Here is a 20,537-nt window from a genome sequence, read left to right on the forward strand (position 1 = left end):
GACTAACGCCGTCATAATTTAAACATCTATATTATTTTTATTAGCAGAGATTGCCGGTGATATATGTAATAAACGCGCTTATTTACATGAAATTATCAAAGATAGTTTTTACTAGCGAAAATATTTAAACAATACGACGTATTATTAATAATATCTTGCTTAGCGAGCAGTGGTTTATTTAATATTTTTATATTACTTGTTTTTTATGACTCATAGCTGCTTACATGGCGCCACCTTAAGCTAAGTGGTTTTGTGCGGTGTTAAGGAAGCTAAGCGCCAATGCTGATTGCGGTTCAGTTCCATGTTATTGTTTAAATAGTGAGAAGACGCCAATAAAGGCGGCTTAAAGACAGTAAGCTAAGCGCTGGGTTTAGCATTAAATAAACATGGATAACACATCAATGAGCTTGGTTGTACTACTGCACTTTTTGTTAGTGCTCACCTTTACCGGGCGCATTCTATTGCGAGATGATTTATCTCCTCCTGGACGATTGGCATGGTTTATCGTGCTAAACGTTTTGCCTTATTTTGGCATTGCAGCCTATTTTTTATTTGGCGAAATTGATATCGGTAAGCGGGCCGTTAAGCGCCATGATCAAGTATTTGATGAAATCAGAACCCAGGCTCAAGATTTCTTGGGTAAAAAAGATCAAGTCGAACACTTAATAAAAGCCATTTATCGTCCCGCATTTCGCTATGCCGGCTCTATTAATGGCTTTCATACCCTAGCGGGAAACACCGCTAAGCTAATGGCGGATGGGGATGACACCCTTAATCACCTAATAGCAGACATAGATGGGGCCACCGAGCATGTCCATGTTTTATATTATATTTGGCTGAATGATGACACGGGCAACGCACTGGCAGCGGCACTGATCCGCGCCGCACAGCGGGGTGTCATTTGTCGAGCCATGGCAGATGGCTTAGGCTCGCGAGCCTTAATTAAGTCGGCGCTATGGCAACAGATGCATCAAGCTGGTGTGGAGTTGGCGGTGGCGCTTTCTTTTAAAAACTTACTGCGCACGCTATTTTTAAGCCGCTTCGATCTGCGTAATCACCGAAAAATCACCGTGATTGATGGGCGTATTACCTATTGTGGTAGTCGTAACTCAGCGGATCCCGAATTTCTACCTAAAGCAAAATACGGGCCTTGGATTGATATTATGCTGCGCTTTAAAGGCCCTGTGGTGGCGCAAAATCAACTGCTCTTCATTAGCGATTGGATGCAGGCTACTGGCCAATCTCTTGAATATTTTAACCTCACTAGCAAGCTAACTGCCCAACCCAATCCTCAAGGATTTGCTGCACAAGTCATGGGAGTTGGGCCTACAGAGCGTCGCGGCGCTACCCCACAACTGTTTGCCAACCTTATTGCTAGCGCCGAATCGGAGCTGATTATTTCTACTCCTTACTTTGTGCCAAATGCTGCGTTGTTAGAGTCATTGTGCGCAGCTGCCCATCGGGGAGTGGCCGTCACTTTAATTTACCCTAAAATCAATGACAGCTGGGTGGTGTCAGCGGCCAGTCGCAGTTATTACCATCAGCTCCTTGATGCAGGTTGTATTATCTATGAGTTTAAAGGAGGGTTGTTGCATGCAAAAACCTTAACCATGGATGGCTGTGTCAGCTTAATCGGCTCTTCAAATCTGGACTTACGCAGTTTTGATTTAAATTACGAAAATAATATTTTGCTGCAAGACTTAGCTACCACGCAAGCGATTCGAGCGCGCCAATACACCTATATTGATCAGTCAGAGCAAGTAGCTTTAAGTACCGTGTTAGCTTGGCCTTATTCGCGACGCATTTGGAATAATGTGATTGCCACCATAGGCCCTATTTTGTAGCTAAACAAACGCTAATCGTAAGCGTCGAGCTAGGCGTGTAGTGAGCTGCGAGGGCGCGTATCTCTTTGTGACTGATATCAACAAGATTAGTGATCACCGCGCACTTAATGGGCAACTATTCTTGCTAAGCTTGTTTTTGTTGAGTACTTCTTGAGTGCGAGGGCGTCATTATGACCATGTCGAGCGAAAGCAGCCTGTCTATCAAGCACCACGGCGGCGTACTGGGGGTAACCGGCTCTTGCCATGAGGTGCGGGTAGGGGACTCAGGCATTTTAATTGATTGTGGCTTATTTCAAGGCACGGATTTTCGTGAAGATCTAGATATTGATTTTGAAATTGAGCATATTCGCGCCTTGGTAGTGACTCATGTGCATGCGGATCATATTGGGCGCATTCCTTATCTCTTAATGGCGGGTTTTAAAGGCCCCATTTTTTGTACCCCAGCGTCGGCGGTCTTGCTGCCCGCCATGTTGGAAGATGCGCTTAAATTTAGCACTCGCCATACTAAAGCGCTGAGCAAGCAAATATTAAAACACCTTGAGCGCCAACTGCGTACGCTGGCCATCGATCAGTGGCAACCGCTACTCGGAACCGATATTAAATTTAGATTTCAACATGCGGGGCATATATTGGGTGCTGCTTATGTTGAAGTTGACGCTAACGGTCAGCGGGCAGTTTTTAGTGGCGACTTAGGGGCGCCGCATTCCCCCTTGGTTGTTGATAGCACGCCACCCCATAAAGGCGAAATATTAGTGCTAGAAAGTACCTATGGCGATAAAGATCATGAGAGTCGCATCGATCGCCGTTTGCGCTTAAAAGCGGCGGTTGAGCAAGGGCTGAGTGGCGGTGGGTTGGTGATTATTCCGGCTTTTAGCTTAGGCCGTACTCAAGAGTTACTCTATGAGTTTGAAAGTCTGTTGCACGACTTTGCTAATGAGAGATTAGTCGCTGATTATGCCTGGAAAAATCTTGAAGTTATTTTAGACTCGCCGCTGGCGGCTAAAATTACCGAACTTTATCGCCACTTATCTCCTTATTGGCGCCAAGAGGCCCGCGATTTGCTTAAACAAGGGCGCCAGCCCCTAAGCTTTGAGCAACTTACCATTATCGACGGTCATGACGATCATCTGTTGTGTCTTGAGAATTTACTTAAGTCGAATAAGCCTGCGGTAGTGATTGCCGGCTCCGGTATGTGTGCCGGTGGGCGGGTAGTTAACTATCTTAAAGAGTTTTTACCCCAAGCCAGTAGTCATATTATTTTTGTGGGTTTTCAAGCACAAGACACGCCAGGCAGAGTGATAGTAGAACAAGGCTCTCAAGCGGGAGAAGGCGCAAATAGCCTTGAGTCTTTAACACATCAGGCGTGGGTAGAGCTAGATAATGAGCGTTTTGAGATCAATGCGCACATTCATAATCTCAACGGTTACTCCGCACACGGTGGTCAAAGTGATTTAATTAACTTTGCCTTAAGCCTCGAACCTGCGCCTAAACAAATTCGCCTAGTTCACGGTGAAATCTATGCTAAGCAAGTGCTACAGGCTAAGTTGCAAGCTTTACTACCCGACACGGAAGTGGTGATCCCACTTAGTGAAGACCTGACTTAAAGAAAAGCGAACGTTATTAACGTAAGTAACTGAACCTACATCACTCATGTATTGTCCAATTCTATTCTTGGGGTCGGCGATAGCCGACTTTATTTCGTAGTCTAAGAGGGAAAAGCTCATGAATAAAACAGCATCGGCCCACTGGCAGGGCGATCTAAAAACAGGTAAAGGCACTATCTCAACCGAAAGCGGAGCGCTTAAAGAGAATCCATATGGTTTTAATACCCGCTTTGGCGATACCCCAGGCACTAACCCTGAAGAGCTGGTGGGCGCAGCCCATGCAGGTTGTTTCTCTATGGCTTTTTCGCTGTTACTGGGCGAAGAAAACTTTACACCTGACAGCATAGACACCAAAGCCACGGTCACCATAGAAGAGCAAAACGGCAGCTTTACCGTAACTGCTGTACGCCTGGTGATGACGGCAAGCATCCCTGGTATCAGTCAAGAAAAATTTGCAGAGATAGCGGATAAAGCCAAAGTGGGTTGTCCTATTTCTAAGCTGCTAAATACCGACATTACCTTAGACGCAACCTTGCAAAACTAATAACATGTGAGCGCTTTACTATGGGTGCTCTTTAGCACCAGCACCCATAGTGTGGTTAATGACGGTATTAATTGCCCTCGCTATGTTGGTTATTTAGCGCGTAGGCAGCACCGTTATCTCTCGTATATCGCTGCGTACATCCGCATTAATGGCAAAAACGACCGCGTTAGCCACATCTTCTGGTGCTAACTTATCGGGTTTAGCTTCATCAAAAAAGGGTGTATTCACCATGCCTGGGCAAATAATAGTACAGCGGCCTTGCCACTCGGCCATTTCCGCTGCTAAGTTTTGACCAAAGCCATAGGCAAACCATTTAGAGGCGCCATAAACCGAGCCGCTTAATGTTATTTTTCCGGCTACGGAGCTGCTAATAATAAACTGTCCTTGGCTTTCTTTTAATGCGCCTAAACTGGCTTTAGCAGTATAGAGCAAGCCATTAATATTAGCATCTAGCATGGTTTGCCACTCATCAATCCTCCCTTGTTCGATACCGGGTGTATTAACGCCAGTGCCTGCATTAGCAAATACCACATCTAAACGACCAAATTTTTCTTTCGCCTTGGCGACCACCTGTTTCATGTCCTCGAATTTGGCGACGTCTGCTGTTACTGCTAAAACGTTCTCTTGGCCATAACGCGCCACCATTTTTTCCAGTTTATCGGTGCTTCTCGCCGTAATAACGACTTTATGACCAGCCGTTATTAATTGAACAGCGGTGGCAGCACCAATACCACTTGAAGCGCCGGTAATAAGAATAACTTTTTCAGCACTCATGTTTATTTCCTTCTTGAAGATGAGATAAATAAGTCTGGTATTTATTCTTTAAGGGGAGGAGCCATATACCAAGGTAAACCATGGCGCTCACTGCGCTCAAGCTCGGCTATGACTTGGGCACCTAATAGCAAAATGATCGAAGATACCTCTAAGCTAATTAAGATCACAATAATCGTTGCTAAAGAGCCATAAATAACGTTAACAAACGAGATATTAATAAAGTAATACATTAATAACAGCCGTGTGGCTTCCCATAAAATAGCGGCTACTAGCCCGCCTACTAACGCACGCTTTGAGGAAATATGTACAATAGGCAGCACCTTATAAATAGCGCTAAATAACATAAAGACGCCCATAAAACTAATAACATATAATAATAAACTGGGCGCCTCATAGAGCGCATTAATTACACTAAAGACTAAAGTTAGCCCTAATAAGCCGGCGCCTAAAATTAAAATAAAAGCATAGGGCAAAATAGCGGAGATCCAAAAACGGCGCCGTGGTGTTTTAACTCGATGAAAAATAATAGCTAACGACTCTTCAAGCATACGAAAGGCAAAAGAGCTGAAAAATAACATAATGGGGACGCCCACAATGCCAATGATGTCTCGGGAGTTTAAAAAAGCCTGTACCGCATCCAGTAATAAGCTGGCATGTGCGGGCGCAAAGTGCTGGGTTTGTATAGCCATGACTTCAAGTAATTGGCTTTCGTCTACCACTTTAGTGAGTAACACGGTCAGTAACGCCAACATAGGCACGGCGGAGAGTAAAACGTTATAACCTACACCTCCGGCCAATAACACACCATGATTACTAAGAAAGTGGCGTATTACTCGCCACATAAAACTGGCTAGCTGGCGTAATAAATGAACGGGACGAGCAGGGTATTGAGTAAGACGGGCCATGGTTACTCGCCTGGTTAAATAAGTGAGATACCTTAAGCCTGCCACAAATTAGAAATTATTCCTGTCTTACGCGCTAAAACTCCAAGCTAGGCCTTATTTCGTGAATAAGTTGAGTCGCTGCGACAATTTATGGGCAAACTTGCCCATAAATTAGCTAACTAACCCATTAACAGAGTCATCACTGTTATCACCTATGCTAAGTGATCACATTATTTTGAGCCTGTTCGCGAGCACCCTAGTGCAGCTCATTAGCAAAGCGACCTACTGCGTCTACTACTTGTTTCGCTCCCTCTTGTATTTCTACAATCACGCTGCCCGACTGATTTGCTAGCTCTAGGCCTTGTTCGGCTTTTTCTCGAGAGCTGTGCATGTGACGCATAACCTCATCTGATAGCGCCTGATTTTTTTCAACAACGCTGACAATCTCTGCCGTGGCAGCACTAGTATGAGCGGCAAGCTTTCGCACCTCGTCAGCCACGACCGCAAATCCACGACCTTGCTCCCCCGCTCTGGCAGCCTCAATCGCGGCGTTTAACGCCAACAAGTTAGTTTGCTCTGCAATGCCACCAATGGTTTGCACTATGGTATTGATCTGCAGAGACTGTTGGCCTAGCGCCTCAATACTTTCGGTAGCTGCCTGCATTTGTGCAGCAATTTGGTGCATAGTCTCGGCCGTTTGTTGCACGACCACAGCTCCTTTTTTGGCGCTGACATCGGTTTGTTGTGAAACATCAAAGGCCACGCCTGCCCCCTCGCGGACTTGGGTTTCTCGTGCCACTTGCTCGGTAACAAGGTTAGCGAACTTGACGACTCTATGAAGGTTGTTCTCGGCGTCATAAACCGGATTATAAGTGGCTTCCAGCCAAACGTCAGAGCCGCTACTGTCAATCCGTTTAAAACGATCCGCCACGTACTCACCACTATTTAGCTTTTTCCAAAAAGCCGTATATTCAGGCGAAGCGGCTTCTTCTAAGGAGCAAAAGATACGGTGATTCTTACCAATGAGTTGTTCTAAGCGATAGCCCATGGCCTGCAAAAATTGCTCGTTAGCAGTAATGATAGTGCCATCTAAATTGAACTGTATAACAGCGGTGGAGCGGATCAGTGCATTAATGAAAGACTCACTTTCTTTAGCACTTTCTATTTTTTGACTTACTTCTTTGCCATAACCTTGCACGCAAATAAGTTTGCCGTCTGTGCCGCGTATCGGCAGCCATTCAATATTTAACCACGCCAGAGAGCCATCGCCGCGCAAGTAGCGATAGTCGTCGCTAACCGGTGTGAACTCGACCATGGCTTTATTAAAGTTACGAAAGCAGGGAAGTTTCGTCACATATGAGGGCACTATCTCCGACAAAGGCCGTCCTAGCAGCTGCTCTCGTTGCAAACCGAGCGTATCGGCAAAGGCTTGATTAACATCAGTGATAGCGAATTGGCTATTTAACTTGATCGACAACATGCCCCGATCCAATTGGGCGGCGAGCTGGCGGAGAATGGCTAATTCTTCACGCTGGTCTTGGTGTTCTTTTTTAAGGCGGCGGTTAAACATCAGGGCATTCCAATCAAGGAGAATAGGGAGTTATCGGCAGACTAGTCTGGCTCTTGAGTCCGATTGATAGCGTCTGCTCACACTTTTCGCCTGCAGACTTTATACCCAACTTATGTTGAGCTGTGAGTAGCGACTAAATAGTGCGTGTTATTTTTTACGAGAGTAAGCCATTTTTTAAACCACACAAAAGCTGCTTTCCTTCATTAATACGCTCTCTTTTCGCTATAGTAGCGCTGCATTAGTAGTGTCTTCGCTCGTGGTTAAACGACTTAATAGCGATATAAGCTCACGAATTTCTTTAGTTTTCAAAATGGTGTTTCAACATGATCGGATTTGACTACGGGACTTCAAACTGCGCGGTGGGCGTGATGCATAACTGCGCGCCTAAGTTATTGAGCTTAGGCGAGCATGGCCGTTACATCGCATCTACTTTGTATGCACCGAGTCGAGATATGATTGTGAACTGGCTGCATAAACAGCTGACTCCTACCGCACAACAGCACTTTCAGCAGCAACGGGCTCGCCAATTACAAAAAGGGCAGGGTGCCTTGCGCGAATTAGTGCTCGATGGCATGCCTACGGAACTGTCTTTTGGCCAACAAGCGCTAAATGATTATCTGCAAGAGCCGGACGAAGGCTATTACATTAAATCTCCTAAATCTTTCTTAGGTGCCACCGGTTTGCTGCCACAACAAGCTGAGCTATTTGAAGACATAGTGGCGGCCATGATGAGCAACATTAAAACCCTTACCGAAGCCCGCTTAGGCCGTAGTGTCAGCCAAACTGTCATAGGTCGGCCGATCAACTTTCAAGGTTTACGCGGTGCAGAAAGTAATCGCCAAGCCATTGATATTTTAACCAAGGCCGCCAAACGGGTGGGCTTTAAAGACGTGGAGTTTCAATTTGAGCCAGTGGCCGCTGGTTTTGAATATGAAGCGGGTTTAAGCCAAGAGACGCGGGTATTAGTGGTCGATATTGGCGGCGGTACTAGCGACTGCTCTATGCTGTTGATGGGGCCACAGCAAGCGGCAAGCCCAGATAGAAGTGCCCACTTATTAAGCCATAGCGGTGAGCGGGTGGGCGGTAATGATTTTGATATCGCCTTGGCCCTCAAAGGCATCATGCCAAGCTTTGGTTTAGACAGCGTATTAAAAAGCGCTAAGCCCGTCCCTGCCAATAGCTTTTGGCAAGCGGTGTCGATTAACAATATTCATAACCAAACCCAATTTTACAGTGCTGCTAACGCGCGCTTCTTAGAGCAACTGCTCCGCGATGCCGAACAGCCTGAGTTGCTTAGTCGTTTATTAAAGGTGCAAAAGAACAAACTTAGCTATCGAGTGGTGAACGCCGCCGAGCAAAGCAAAATCGGCTTAACGGATAGCCTAGAGCAGCGGGTGGACTTATCGGATATCGATGCGGACTTAAGCGTAACTGTAGATAGAGAGGGCTTTGCTAAAGCCTGTAACCGCGAACTCAACGCCATTAGCGCACTGATGACGGAGGCTATTGCTCAAGCAGGCTGTGAGCCCGATGTGGTGTTTGTGACCGGCGGTACTGCAAAATCGCCGGTCTTAAATGCGTTTTTACAACAACAGTTTCCCAATAGGCCCCTCGTTATTGGCGATCATTTTGGCAGTGTCACCGCAGGGTTAACCCGCTGGGCAAATAAAATATTTGCTTAAGCTATTCAGCTGCCTGCGCTGACTAAAAGCCAAGCAAAGGAAAAGGCATGAACACGGCTCATACCTTTTTAAATAGCCATACCTTTTAAATGCTCATAGTCACTGGGTACTTAATGGCTTATTTTTCTAACTCATCTTCGGTCACCCATTTATGGTTTTTAACCTGTTCGCCATTTTGGGTGTCTTGGTAATCCACCATATAGACAGTGGTTTTTTCGGCTGAGTCGATAGTGACTTCGGCGTTTTCCATGCCGTTCATATGATCGGCAGAAGTCATTACTTTGTCGCCTTTTTTATAAGCTGGATCTTTGGCATCCACTATTTCTTCGTGAATGATCCACTTATGATCTTTGACCTTATCGCCGTCGGTGGTGGGGGTGTAACTAATCGAATAAGCCACGGTATCGAAGGCGCCGACTATGGTGGCTTTAGCGCCTTCCATGCCGGCCATATGGTCAGTAGTGATGGTGGCGGTACTGCCTATTGGATATTTAGGATTGTCGGCCTTTTTAAGAGGATTGGGTAAGTCACCGTTACTTGCAGTATGTAGGTGAGTAACATCACTTGCGGGTGGGTTAGTCGATGCGGGTTGTGACTTAGTGATGGGGGCCGGATCGGGTGGAGAGGAGTTATTATCACAACCGGCTAATAAAAGTGCCGTACTGATGCTAAAAGTAAGCAATAATTTTTTCATTGTTACCTCGTGCTGGCGAAGGTTAAATGATATTTAGTGAGTAAGCATTAAAAAAGCACGACCTTGCGTGCTTTTTAGATAGCTATACTTATTTTTCTTTAATTAATTCATCTTCAATTAGCCATTTATAGTTACTGACTTTTTTATCGTTCGTGCTATCTACATAATCAACCATATATACGGTAGTGGGCCTCACCGTTTCTATCGTTACTTCAGTGCCTTGCATCCCAGGTTGACGATTAGCTGTGGTGGTGACTTTATCGCCCACTTCAAAGGCAACATCGTTTTCATCCACAATTTCCTCATCGACAATCCATTTGCTGTCACTGATTTCTGGCTCGCCATTGCTGGGCTTATAAGTAACAGAATAGGCGACCGTTTCATAAGCACCCACTATAGTCGCCTTGGCATCTTTCATGCCCTTATTGTGTTCACTTTTAATAATAACGGTGGTGCCAATAGGAAAAGTGGGATTTTCGGCAACCGTATAATCGCCCATTTCGTCTTGGTTAGTGGGGGACTTCATTTCGGTATTATATTCAGTGTCTAATTCTGGCTCATAAGGCTTTTTACTTTCATCACAGCCGGCCAGTATTAATGCTGAGGCTGCACCCAGTATTAACAAGGTCTTCTTCATGGCACTCTCCTTTTTAAGTGGCGCACAGGTGGCTTACTGATTAATTGAGTCCTCGCCCGACTCAAACTACTTCAGTATAGATGCCACTGACGTGGCCTGCTAAAAGTCGCTTATTTACTCAGGCAGAAGTTGGCGCACCTAAGCGCTATTTAGCCAAAGTGTCTCTAATTAATGCCAAAGCGCTCGGATAACCGCGCGTGCTGGCCAAGCTAAGTGCCAATGCTTCTACCTCAGAGGCGCTATAGCGCTGCGTGATTGCCAAGGTAGCTGGTAGAGAGCCATTCGTGTTATCAAGCTGGGGCAGTATTATCCCACTTTGCTCAATTAATTGAGTGACGATGCGATCGGCGGCGGTGAGTGCAGAAGACGCTTTGACAATTTCCACTCGGGCATAATGTGCTCCTTCAAAAGACACATCCGCCGCGCGCAACGAAGGATCTGTGCCGGGAATTTGCTGTGCGCCAAATAAAGGCTTACCCGCCACTTTAGCACTGGCAAAACGTGGAATTAAACGCGCTATATGCTCAATAGCGCCTTGAGTGCGCGCTTCAATATCGACCTGTTGCCAGCCATGATCAATTTGTTCTTGGTACACGCGGGGAAGCTGGGGCTGGGCACTGCTGGCATCACTTTTAACAAGCCCGTCTTTAAATAAGGTGATGTGCTCAGTCATGCCGTGTAATTGAAATACGTCATTGGGGTAGGGCGTTAATTGGGCCATGCCTTTTGGTGTACCTCTGGGCCCGTGAAAAATCACTTCCGGCCAGTCGCCGGCACTGGGCCAATGAGTCACATACGCGGCTTTATATTCTACTAAGCGCTGGCGGGTAAATCCGGCCATATCATCCACTAGACCGGTGCGAAAACCACAGGCATTAACTAAAAAATCCACCTGATGAGTCTGGCTGCCAGTTGGGCTGTGGCTAGTAATCTGCCAGCCCTCGTTTAATGGGGTGACGTGTGTGGCGCGGGTATTGAGTAATAACTGGCAATGGGGACTGTTTTGTAAGGCAAGCGTGGCGGTAGCAGCCATGCGAAATAAGCTCCAGCCGTATTCTTGTACCAAGATCAGCGGGAACTTTAAGCTATTAACATCAATGTGATGCGCCAAGGGGATCAGCCAATCTTCATGGCTGTGTGCCACCTTTGGCAGCGGGCGCTGAGCAAGGGCCATAAATTGTTCACGACTAAACAGGCGATAGTAATCCTCTGGCTCGCCCAGCACTTTATTGGCGGGATCTTGGGCTACTAAACGGGCATATTCTTGAGACACTTGCTTAAGGCGCGCCAAGAGCGTGTTGACATCCCCTTGGTCAGCGACTGGAGTGGCAATGACGGTGGGCCTGTGATTAATGCTATGAGGATAGGCGCGCACAGAAGCAATGGATTGGCGCAACAGCGTTAAACATTGCTGGTCACTAATTTCTCGGTATAAATTGCCGCCAGCATGTAAATGGCATACAGGGGGACCATTGAGCAAGCCGTTACTTGCTTCAATTAGCAGGGTGTTGATCCTTAAGTCGGCTAAGCGCAGTGCCACTGTGGCCCCCGCAACGCCGCCTCCTAAAATACCGACAGTAAGCGGGCGTTGCATGACGGCATAACAAGGGTGTGTGTTCATTGACTCTCTAGAAAATGATCAAAGTAAAACGCTGCCGCCCCACAATGGCGGGCGGCGGGCGATAAATTTATTCCGTCTTTGGGAGCTAAAACACGGCGGTACGCGTTACGCCGTAAGCTATCCGTGCAAGGTAAAAGCCAAAATATAAACAGACGGCGTTTAGGTTTTTCGTACGGCGTCGAGCGTACAGCGCATTTTTTACGCGGTTTGATGCTTACTTAGCTCGGTTAATAAGTCATTAATTAGTGCTAAGCGCGTCGGCGCATCATGACTTGGGATCGCAAAGCTAAGCTTGGTAGGCCCGTCCATTTTGTAGACTCGCGGTTGGCTTTGCAAGAGCCCCACTAAGAACATAGGGTCGATAGGCGCATCTTGGCTAAAGGTGATATTGCCGCCCTTAGCACTGGCATCAATTTTCTCAATACCTAGCGGATTGGCTCTTAATTTAAGGCTGGCTAGCGCCATTAAGTTTTTACTGGGCTCAGGTAATAAGCCAAAACGGTCAATAAGCTCGACTTGTAACTCGCGAAGTTGAGCGTCGTCTTCGGCGGTAGCAATACGCTTATACATAGATAAACGCATATTCACATCAGGAATATAATCCTCAGGTAATAGCGCCGCAATTCGCAGCTCAACGTCAGTTTGGCTGCGCAATAACTGATCAAGATTGGGCTCTTTGCCAGATTGCAGCGCTTTTACCGCCTGCTCGAGCATTTCCATATATAAACTAAAGCCAATAGTTGTGATCTGGCCACTTTGCTCGGCCCCGAGTAACTCGCCGGCGCCTCGAATTTCTAAGTCATGGGTTGCCAGTGCAAAGCCTGCGCCTAAATCTTCTAATGCAGAGATGGCTTCCAGACGTTTTTTAGCATCGCTAGTCATGCGCTTAGGATGAGGCGTGAGCAAATAAGCATAGGCCTGATGGTGAGAGCGCCCCACACGGCCACGTAACTGATGTAATTGTGCTAAACCGAGTTTATCGGCTCTGTCCATAATGATGGTGTTAGCCGTGGGTACATCAATACCGGTTTCAATAATAGTGGAGCAGAGTAAGACGTTATAACGCTGATGATAAAAATCGGTCATTACGCGCTCTAATTCGCGCTCACGCATTTGCCCGTGTGCCACGGCTATGCGCGCTTCGGGCACTAAGGTGGCTAAGTGCTCTGCAGTATGCTCTATGGTTTGTACATCGTTATGTAAGTAATACACTTGGCCGCCACGCTTTAGCTCGCGTAAAATTGCTTCACGAATGGTGGCGGGATCTGATTCTTTAACAAAGGTTTTTACGGCCAAGCGCTTAGCGGGGGGCGTCGCAATAATGGATAAGTCGCGCATGCCGCCCATGGCCATATTAAGGGTGCGTGGGATTGGCGTGGCGGTGAGAGTTAAAATATCCACATCGGCGCGCAGCGCTTTAATTTGATCTTTTTGACGCACGCCAAAGCGATGCTCTTCATCAACAATTAACAAGCCTAAGTCTTTAAAGCGAATATTTTTGCTTAATAGCTTATGGGTGCCAATCACTATATCTAGGCTGCCATCTTCCATCGCTGCCAACACTTTATCTTGCTCTTTACCGGTTTTAAAGCGACTGATCATCTCAATGCGCACCGGCCAGTTAGCAAATCGGTCTCTAAAGTTATCAAAGTGTTGCTGTGCTAATAAAGTGGTGGGGACTAATACCGCCACTTGTTTACCATGGTGTACGGCCACGAAAGCGGCGCGCATCGCCACTTCAGTTTTACCAAAGCCGACATCGCCACAGACTAAGCGATCCATGGCTTTAGGCTGCGTCATGTCGGTGAGTACGGCGTTAATCGCCCTCAGTTGATCGTCAGTTTCTTCAAAAGGGAAAGAGTCGGCAAACTGGCGATACGCAGCTTTATCATGAGCCATGGCTTGGCCCGGCTGAGCGGCACGTCTGGCATAAACATCTAATAGCTCAACCGCTACATCGCGGACTTTTTCTGCCGCTTTGGCTTTGGCTTTTGCCCAAGTCTCGTTACCTAATTTATTTAAGCTAGGATCGTCGGCGCCACTGTAGCGCCCCACCAAATGCAGTGCGGTAACCGGCACATACAGTTTATCGCCCGCCGCATATTCCAGCGTTAAGTATTCTGAGGTGAGACCGCCGGCTTCTAAGGTTTGTAAACCGGTATAGCGGCCCACGCCATGGTCTAGGTGCACTACCGGCTGGCCAATCGAGAGTTCGGCTAAATTACGAATTAAGGTGTCGGGGTTAATGCTTTTAGACTTTTCACGGCGCCGACGAGAAATAACCCGCCCGCCGAGTAAGTCGCCTTCACAAATCAGCGCCACGCTATTTTTAGCGGCCTTGGCCTGTAAAATAAAGCCTTGAGACAGCGGGCCTACTAATAAACCAAAGGGGTCTTTGCCAGCACTAAACTCATCCAGACTGTTATAAGGCCAAGGCTTAATGGCGGAGCCAGCGAACAACTCAATTAAGGCTTCGCGACGACCGGCTGTTTCAACTGAAAATAGCACTCGGCCTGTAAATTCTTGGCAAAAAGCCAGTAAGCGACTTAGAGGCTGAGTTTTTTGGTGTTCAATCTCTAGCTCTGGCAGCGGGCTGATAGGCGCATTAAGGCGATCGCCTTTTTCAAGTACCGGAGTGTGACTTAGTTGCAGTTGCGGATAGTGATTTAATTGCGCTAATACTTCGTTGGGGCTCAGATAAAGCTCTGCAGGCGGCAAGATAGGACGCATAGTGTCGTAGCGTCTGTCTTCATAACGCGCTTGTACGTCTTGCCAAAAAGTTTCAGCGGGGGCACTTAAGTCATCGACCGTAAGCACTAAGAGCGACTCGGGCAGCGAATTAAACAGCGTTTCGGTATGTTCAAAAAATAGCGGAAAATAGTGCTCTATGCCCGCCGGAAATTGGCTTTGGCTAACTCTGTGATACAAAGACTCAGGTTCATTACGCAGCGTAAACCGCTCACGGTACTGGCCTCTAAAGCGCTCGATGGCGTTGGCATCGGTTGGAAACTCTCGGGCGGGCAAGAGACGCACTGCCTCCACCGTTTCTCGTGAGCGTTGGCTGTCGGGATCAAACGGGCGCAGGGTATCAATTTCATCATCAAAAAAATCAATACGAAATGGCTGTGCCGAGCCCATGGGATATAAGTCGAGTAGGGCTCCGCGCGCTGCATATTCGCCGTGAGTTAACACTTGCTCTACGGCGCGATAGCCTGCGCGCTCTAGGCGGGAGCGCAAACTGTGCATATCGAGTTTATCGCCAGTTTTTAATAGTAAGCTATTTTGCTCTAGCCAGGCTCTTGGGGGAGTGCGCAGCATTAAAGTAGTTATGGGCACAATTAATACGCCGCGCTTTAGGGCGGGTATGCCATAGAGTGTTTCTAAGCGCTGAGAAATAATATCTTGGTGCGGTGAAAACTGATCATAGGGCAGCGTTTCCCAATCCGGAAATAACTGCACCGGCAAGGGATCACTAGCACTGCTGTGTGTCTTGAGTAGATGGCGTACTTCTAGTTCTAAGCGCAGTGCTGTAGGCGTATCCGGCACCACCAACAGCACCCATTGCTGCTCGCGGATCACCTGTTGCGCGATGGCGAGACTTAAGCTGCTGCCAAGCAGTTGGCCAAGGCTGGCTTTGGGTCTGGGGGTAGGGCTGGCTATCTGGATCATGAGGAAATAGAGTCGTCTCGTTGGGCGCGGCGTTCGGCGCGGGCTTTTAATTGTTTAGCTTGCAGTTGCAAACTGGCGCGAATTAAAGCGTCGCGGTCTTGTTCGCGCAACGCACTAAAATCACAGCGATAATGATAAGGCTCGCTTTGAGCTGCTATTTGGCCATAGCCATATATTGCTACCGATAACTCGGGTAAAAATAGCTTAAAGCGTAATAATGCTCCGTCAACCCAAGGCGTAGGCGACATAAAAGTAAAACCGCCTCCACCCAGCGTTAAGGTATGATGACGCTCGTGAGCTTCATCTTCATGAGCTAAAACATAACTCAGTACTAAATCAATCTTACGTGATTGTAAATTAATGATCTCTACTAAGTCGCTGGCATGCTCATCGAGGTTACGCAACAAGCGCGCGTTATGGGTATCGATGCGAGTGACTTCACTGATAAGCTTAAAGGGAGCGGGAATTTCGTTTTCTAAGCGCTCGGCGTCGGGCACAGATTCCCCTTCAGCCAAGGGACATAAATTAACTTGTGCACGATACTCAATGCTGAAATAAGGTTCTGCCATTGTTCGCTGCTCTTGTTGCGCCATTCACATACCTTTATTATTCCGCAACTTGCGGGCTTAAGTAAAACTCTTTACCAAACGGATGAGTAGACCATGTTTCAACCCCTGACGTTAATGTTAGGCTTACGCTATGCAGGTGCTCGGGGCCAGCGCAGCTTTGCCTCTTTTGTATCTGGCTTTTCAACTATCGGTATTCTATTAGGTGTGGCGGCACTGATAGTGGTGTCTTCAGTCATGAACGGTTTTGAGCAACAGCTTAAAGACCGCTTATTAAGTGTTATTCCTCACGCCATCGTTACGCAGGCTAATGGAAAGCTGGCTGAGCCTGAACAATATCAGAGCTTATTTGCTGATCATAAAATGGTGGTAGCCAATGCCCCCTTTATTCGCGCCGAGGCCATGGTGCAAGGTCCGCGTCATTTAACGGGCGTGGAGTTATATGGCATAGACCCCTCTAATCAGCAAGACCGTATTTTACAACGGCTTGACTCCCGCACTCGGGAATATTTTGAGTATTTACCTTATGGCCTAGTAATGGGGGCCGCTGTTGCGCAAAACTTAGGGCTTGAAGTAGGTGACCAAGTGCGAGTTACCGTGACCGAGGGCAGTCGCTTTACGCCCCTTGGTCGCGTGCCCAGCCAGCGCTTATTTACTGTAGTAGGCACCTTTAGTACCGGTACCGATATCGACAACCAACTTATTATTAGTCGTTTAGAAGATGCTAAGCGCTTATTACGCTATGCGCCTAATCAGGCAACGGGGCTTCGCTTGTGGTTAGATGACCCTTTTGCTATCTCGGCGCTGCCCGCTTTGCCCGAGGACTTAATCTATGAGACCTGGCAGCATAGCCGAGGTGAGTTGTTTCAAGCCGTGGCCATGGAAAAACGGCTAATGAGTTTAATGCTAGCACTCATTGTGTTGGTGGCCGCCTTTAATATTTTATCAGCCATGGTGATGGTGGTGACGGATAAAGAAGCTGAAATTGCCATGTTACAAACTCTTGGCTTGAGCCGGGTGCGTATTATGGCGGTGTTTATGATCCAAGGCGGCTTTAGTGGCGTGCTAGGCAGCATCTTAGGGTTTGCTTTGGGTTTAGTGACGTGCCTAAATTTAGACGCCATCCTTAATGTGCTGGGTCTTAACTTCTATGGTGCCGCTGGCGGGAGCAGCTTACCGGTGCTGTTATTGCCTCTCCAGTTAACTTTGGTATTGATTGCTACTTTACTTCTTTGCGTGCTGGCCAGCCTATATCCGGCGTGGCGGGCATCGCGCGTTCATCCTGCCGAGGCATTGCGTTATGAATAACCCTCTTTTGGTCGTTGAAAAGCTAACTAAAACTCACTTAGATGGGGCCGAGCCCATTACTATTTTAGATGGCGTGAGTTTGCAATTAGCACAAGGCGAAAGTTTAGCCGTGGTAGGCAGCTCAGGCTCAGGTAAAAGCACCTTGCTGCATTTATTAGGTAGCTTAGATGCGCCTACTAGTGGGCGGGTGCTAATTGAAAATCAAGACTTGCATCAAATGCGCGCACGCGCCCAAGCAAAGTTTCGTAATCAACATTTAGGCTTTATTTATCAGTTCCATCACTTACTCGGTGAATTTAGTGCCTTGGAAAATGCGGCTATGCCTTTATTAATTGCTGGGCGCTCAGTAGAAGAGGCCCAGCACGAAGCCCAAGTCTTGTTGAAACGGGTGGGCTTAGGTCATCGGTTAAGTCATAGACCCGCTGCCCTTTCCGGCGGGGAGCGCCAACGGGTTGCTATCGCGCGAGCCTTAGTAAATAAACCGCGCTTAGTTTTAGCCGATGAGCCCACCGGCAACTTAGATGCACACAGTGCCGCGCAAGTGTTTACTTTATTAGCCGAGCTACAAAGTGAACTAGGCACAGGTTTAGTGGTGGTTACTCATGATTTAAATTTGGCGGCACGCCTTGATCGACAATGTCAGTTAGTTGATGGCCGCTTAGTACCTGGCCAGCTTTTTGAAGGACGCTGGTTAGAAGAGGGCGAAATAAAGCCAAAAGATCAATTCGTAGTAGCCAAACTGATTTCAACTAAGGAGCAAGCGTAATGTTTCGTCCCTTAAGTGTATTTTGGGGATGGCGCTTTAGCCGCGCTAAACGGCGCAATCGTTTTATCTCCTTTATTTCGGTGGCCTCTATTTTAGGCATTGCCATTGGCGTGAGTGCTTTAATTTTAGGCTTATCGGCAATGAATGGCTTTGAACGAGAGTTAGACAATCGTATTTTATCTGTGATCCCTCATGGCCAATTAACAGCGGCTAAGCAGCCTGTCAGTGACTGGGCAAGTATTGTAAGCAAATTAGAAGCAGAGCCTGGCGTGGTGGCCGTGGCGCCCTTTGTGTCCTTAGAGGGCTTATTAAGTCGCGGTGCTAATTTAAAGGCGGTGCGCATTCAGGGCGTAGATCCTAATTTAGAAGCAAAAGTATCTCACTTAGCACCCTATTTAGGGGGCGCAAGCTTAAAGGTGCTCACCCCCGGCGCGCGCGACTTAATATTAGGTAAAACCATTGCCGAGAAACTGGGCTTAAAAGTCGGTGATAAGGTGTCGTTATTATTGCCCGCAGTAGGGGGTGATGGTTTTGCGTCCCCTAAGCGCTACACCTTTACGCTACAGGCCATCTTAAATCTAGGGGGCCAGCTAGATAGCGTACTGGGCTATACCCACTTAGCAGATGCCCAGCAGTTATTAGGATTAGCAGACACCGTCAGTGGCTTTCATGTGCGCGTTGATGACGTGCTTGCTGCCGATAAAATTACTATGTATGCCGCGATGGGCTTACCCGTTGGTTTTTATGTGAGCAGCTGGATGGAAAGCCAAGGCAATGTGTATCACGATATTCAGCTGGTGCGCACCTTAATGATAGTGGTGCTGTTATTAGTGATGGCCGTGGCTAGCTTTAATATTGTGTCCACCTTAGTGATGGCGGTCAATGAGAAAAAAGGTGACATTGCTATTTTAAAAACCATGGGTGCTGGCCCGTGGCAGATCCGCGGAGCTTTTATTGTGCAAGGCTTACTTAATGGCGTGACAGGGGTGCTTTTAGGCGCTTTACTTGGCGTATTGCTGGCCACTCGATTATCAGAAATAGTAGGCGCCATTGAGCGCTTGACGGGCCATCGCTTTTTAAATCCAGATATTTATTTTATCGACTTTATTCCGACTGAGTTTCATTGGGCCGATTTATGGCTAGTGACTGGCTCAGCACTGGCGCTTATTTTTATTGCTACTCTCTATCCTGCTTGGCGTGCTGGAAAGCTACTCCCTAGGCAATTGCTAGGCGAGGCTTAACTGCTCAGCGTTAGCTCATGATACCCAAAGCCCGCTTAGTTAGTCGGGCTTTTTTTATGGCGTTGTGTTCGCCTTTGCTTCGCCTAGCGCTGTTTTCTGGCTTGCCAAGCGCGGCTAATTTTACAGCGCCAATAAAGGTGAGTCAGTAGCCAACCTAATAATGCAGACAGTAAGGCGAGGGTGAAAGCCCCGACCAGCAAAGGTGAGGCGAGGCTATAAAAGTCATGATCGAATAAGTGCTTAAGCTCTTGAGTGGGCAAGTTAAGCAAGCGAGCACCCACATGGTAGGCGCCGTACATCATAGGCGCTAGGGTCAGTGGATTACTCACCCACACCATGGTGATAGCTAAGGGCAAGTAGCCGCGTAAGAGTAAGGCAATCCCAATGGCGATAAAAGAATGCATAGGCAAGGGAAACCAAGCCGCAAACAAGCCGGCGGCTATCGCAACAGCACAAGAGTGGCGGTTAGAATGCCAATAATCAGCATTAAGTAAGCGCGTACCAAAAATTTTTAAGAATTTATGCCGTTGCAGGGCAGCTTGGCTGGGCATTTTTTGGCGCAGCCAGTTGCGCCAGTTCGACTTCACAGACGGTTTTGCCTTCTTTGTTTCCAGCGTTTAGCCACAGTCCAGCGCCATAAACCATGGATCACCATATAGCCAGTGGCAGCACTGACAGTGGCCATTACAATACAGCCTAATAAAAACGGCGGTGCAGCTGAGCTCATGGCGCTACTCAGCCAAGATAGGCTTAATTCAAAGTGTTTGTAGTGATGAGGACGATTAAGCAAGAAAGAGCCTAAGCGATAAGCAAAATAAAATAGCGGTCCCATAGTCAGCGGGTTAGTCAGCCACACTAGGGCGGCAGACAGCGGCAAGTTAACGCGAAAAAACATCGCAAATAGCGCAGCGACTAACATTTGAAACGGAATTGGCAGCCAAGCACAGAATAAACCCACCGCAAATGCCCCGGCGGCAGACTGGCGATTTAAATTCCATAGGTTATTGTCGTGTAAACGACTCCCTAATAACTTTAAATACTTATTATTTTTAAGGGTGCCTGGATCGGGCATCAGGCGTTTTAGAAACTTTTTTGGCATTTTAATTAAGTCCGCAATACTTATCGGATGGATA

The 20,537-nt window shown here is 47.4% G+C and carries 17 protein-coding genes; 7 read left to right on the forward strand and 10 right to left on the reverse strand.

Translation table 11 applies throughout. The features are described from left to right. The first annotated feature begins 401 nt into the window (after nucleotides 1–401). The 3 genes from cls to CBP12_RS01640 all read left to right on the forward strand — a co-directional run bounded on the left by cls (nucleotide 402) and on the right by CBP12_RS01640 (nucleotide 3,992). The gene (gene cls, locus CBP12_RS01630; RefSeq protein ID WP_086962337.1) at nucleotides 402–1,844 is read left to right on the forward strand and encodes a cardiolipin synthase; all 1,443 of its coding nucleotides are present in this window, start codon (nucleotides 402–404) and stop codon (nucleotides 1,842–1,844) included. Nucleotides 1,845–2,014: 170 nt separating this feature from the next. After that, the gene (locus CBP12_RS01635; RefSeq protein ID WP_198341834.1) at nucleotides 2,015–3,448 is read left to right on the forward strand and encodes an MBL fold metallo-hydrolase; all 1,434 of its coding nucleotides are present in this window, start codon (nucleotides 2,015–2,017) and stop codon (nucleotides 3,446–3,448) included. A 118-nt stretch (nucleotides 3,449–3,566) separates the two neighbouring features. Continuing rightward, on the forward strand, nucleotides 3,567–3,992 hold the full coding sequence (locus CBP12_RS01640; RefSeq protein ID WP_086962339.1) for an OsmC family protein: 426 nt from the start codon (nucleotides 3,567–3,569) through the stop codon (nucleotides 3,990–3,992). Nucleotides 3,993–4,085: 93 nt separating this feature from the next. Here CBP12_RS01640 and CBP12_RS01645 read toward each other — a convergent pair whose 3' ends face one another. The 3 genes from CBP12_RS01645 to CBP12_RS01655 all read right to left on the reverse strand — a co-directional run bounded on the left by CBP12_RS01645 (nucleotide 4,086) and on the right by CBP12_RS01655 (nucleotide 7,220). Next, nucleotides 4,086–4,766 carry an SDR family oxidoreductase gene (locus CBP12_RS01645; RefSeq protein WP_086962342.1) on the reverse strand — a complete coding sequence of 227 codons (681 nt, stop codon included), beginning with the start codon at nucleotides 4,764–4,766 and terminating at the stop codon, nucleotides 4,086–4,088. Between the two features lie 41 nt (nucleotides 4,767–4,807). After that, a complete protein-coding gene (locus CBP12_RS01650) occupies nucleotides 4,808–5,671 on the reverse strand; it encodes a YihY/virulence factor BrkB family protein (RefSeq protein WP_086962344.1) in 864 nt (287 codons plus the stop codon). 235 nt (nucleotides 5,672–5,906) lie between these two features. Continuing rightward, the gene (locus CBP12_RS01655; RefSeq protein WP_086962346.1) at nucleotides 5,907–7,220 is read right to left on the reverse strand and encodes a methyl-accepting chemotaxis protein; all 1,314 of its coding nucleotides are present in this window, start codon (nucleotides 7,218–7,220) and stop codon (nucleotides 5,907–5,909) included. A gap of 323 nt (nucleotides 7,221–7,543) precedes the next feature. Here CBP12_RS01655 and yegD point away from each other — a divergent pair, with 323 nt between their 5' ends. Next, a complete protein-coding gene (yegD, locus tag CBP12_RS01660; RefSeq protein ID WP_086962348.1) occupies nucleotides 7,544–8,902 on the forward strand; it encodes a molecular chaperone in 1,359 nt (452 codons plus the stop codon). A gap of 118 nt (nucleotides 8,903–9,020) precedes the next feature. Here yegD and CBP12_RS01665 read toward each other — a convergent pair whose 3' ends face one another. From CBP12_RS01665 to CBP12_RS01685, 5 genes are all read right to left on the reverse strand, one after another. Beyond that, entirely contained in the window at nucleotides 9,021–9,596 is a 576-nt protein-coding gene (locus tag CBP12_RS01665) for a YdhK family protein (protein ID WP_086962350.1), read from the reverse strand. Nucleotides 9,597–9,684: 88 nt separating this feature from the next. Further along, the gene (locus CBP12_RS01670) at nucleotides 9,685–10,233 is read right to left on the reverse strand and encodes a YdhK family protein (protein WP_086962352.1); all 549 of its coding nucleotides are present in this window, start codon (nucleotides 10,231–10,233) and stop codon (nucleotides 9,685–9,687) included. Between the two features lie 145 nt (nucleotides 10,234–10,378). Further along, nucleotides 10,379–11,854 carry an FAD-dependent oxidoreductase gene (locus CBP12_RS01675; protein WP_086962354.1) on the reverse strand — a complete coding sequence of 492 codons (1,476 nt, stop codon included), beginning with the start codon at nucleotides 11,852–11,854 and terminating at the stop codon, nucleotides 10,379–10,381. Between the two features lie 198 nt (nucleotides 11,855–12,052). After that, a complete protein-coding gene (gene mfd, locus CBP12_RS01680) occupies nucleotides 12,053–15,523 on the reverse strand; it encodes a transcription-repair coupling factor (protein ID WP_086962358.1) in 3,471 nt (1,156 codons plus the stop codon). Next, on the reverse strand, nucleotides 15,520–16,092 hold the full coding sequence (locus CBP12_RS01685; RefSeq protein ID WP_086965279.1) for a PilZ domain-containing protein: 573 nt from the start codon (nucleotides 16,090–16,092) through the stop codon (nucleotides 15,520–15,522). The genes mfd and CBP12_RS01685 overlap by 4 nt, the downstream gene beginning before the upstream one ends. A gap of 93 nt (nucleotides 16,093–16,185) precedes the next feature. Between CBP12_RS01685 and CBP12_RS01690 the strand changes: the two genes are divergently transcribed. From CBP12_RS01690 to lolE, 3 genes are read left to right on the forward strand one after another with little or no spacing between them, the layout of a single operon-like run. Beyond that, a complete protein-coding gene (locus tag CBP12_RS01690; protein WP_086962360.1) occupies nucleotides 16,186–17,397 on the forward strand; it encodes a lipoprotein-releasing ABC transporter permease subunit in 1,212 nt (403 codons plus the stop codon). After that, on the forward strand, nucleotides 17,390–18,163 hold the full coding sequence (lolD, locus tag CBP12_RS01695; protein WP_086962362.1) for a lipoprotein-releasing ABC transporter ATP-binding protein LolD: 774 nt from the start codon (nucleotides 17,390–17,392) through the stop codon (nucleotides 18,161–18,163). The genes CBP12_RS01690 and lolD overlap by 8 nt, the downstream gene beginning before the upstream one ends. After that, entirely contained in the window at nucleotides 18,163–19,404 is a 1,242-nt protein-coding gene (gene lolE, locus CBP12_RS01700; RefSeq protein WP_086962365.1) for a lipoprotein-releasing ABC transporter permease subunit LolE, read from the forward strand. The genes lolD and lolE overlap by 1 nt, the downstream gene beginning before the upstream one ends. 83 nt (nucleotides 19,405–19,487) lie before the next feature. Here the strand turns inward: lolE and CBP12_RS01705 are convergent, their stop codons facing one another. Beyond that, entirely contained in the window at nucleotides 19,488–19,991 is a 504-nt protein-coding gene (locus CBP12_RS01705; RefSeq protein ID WP_232455107.1) for a DUF2062 domain-containing protein, read from the reverse strand. Beyond that, nucleotides 19,988–20,503, reverse strand: coding sequence for a DUF2062 domain-containing protein (locus CBP12_RS01710; RefSeq protein ID WP_086962367.1), 516 nt, complete (start codon nucleotides 20,501–20,503; stop codon nucleotides 19,988–19,990). The genes CBP12_RS01705 and CBP12_RS01710 overlap by 4 nt, the downstream gene beginning before the upstream one ends. Between the last annotated feature and the right edge of the window lie 34 nt (nucleotides 20,504–20,537).

Source organism: Oceanisphaera avium (assembly GCF_002157875.1).
Taxonomy (GTDB): domain Bacteria; phylum Pseudomonadota; class Gammaproteobacteria; order Enterobacterales; family Aeromonadaceae; genus Oceanimonas; species Oceanimonas avium.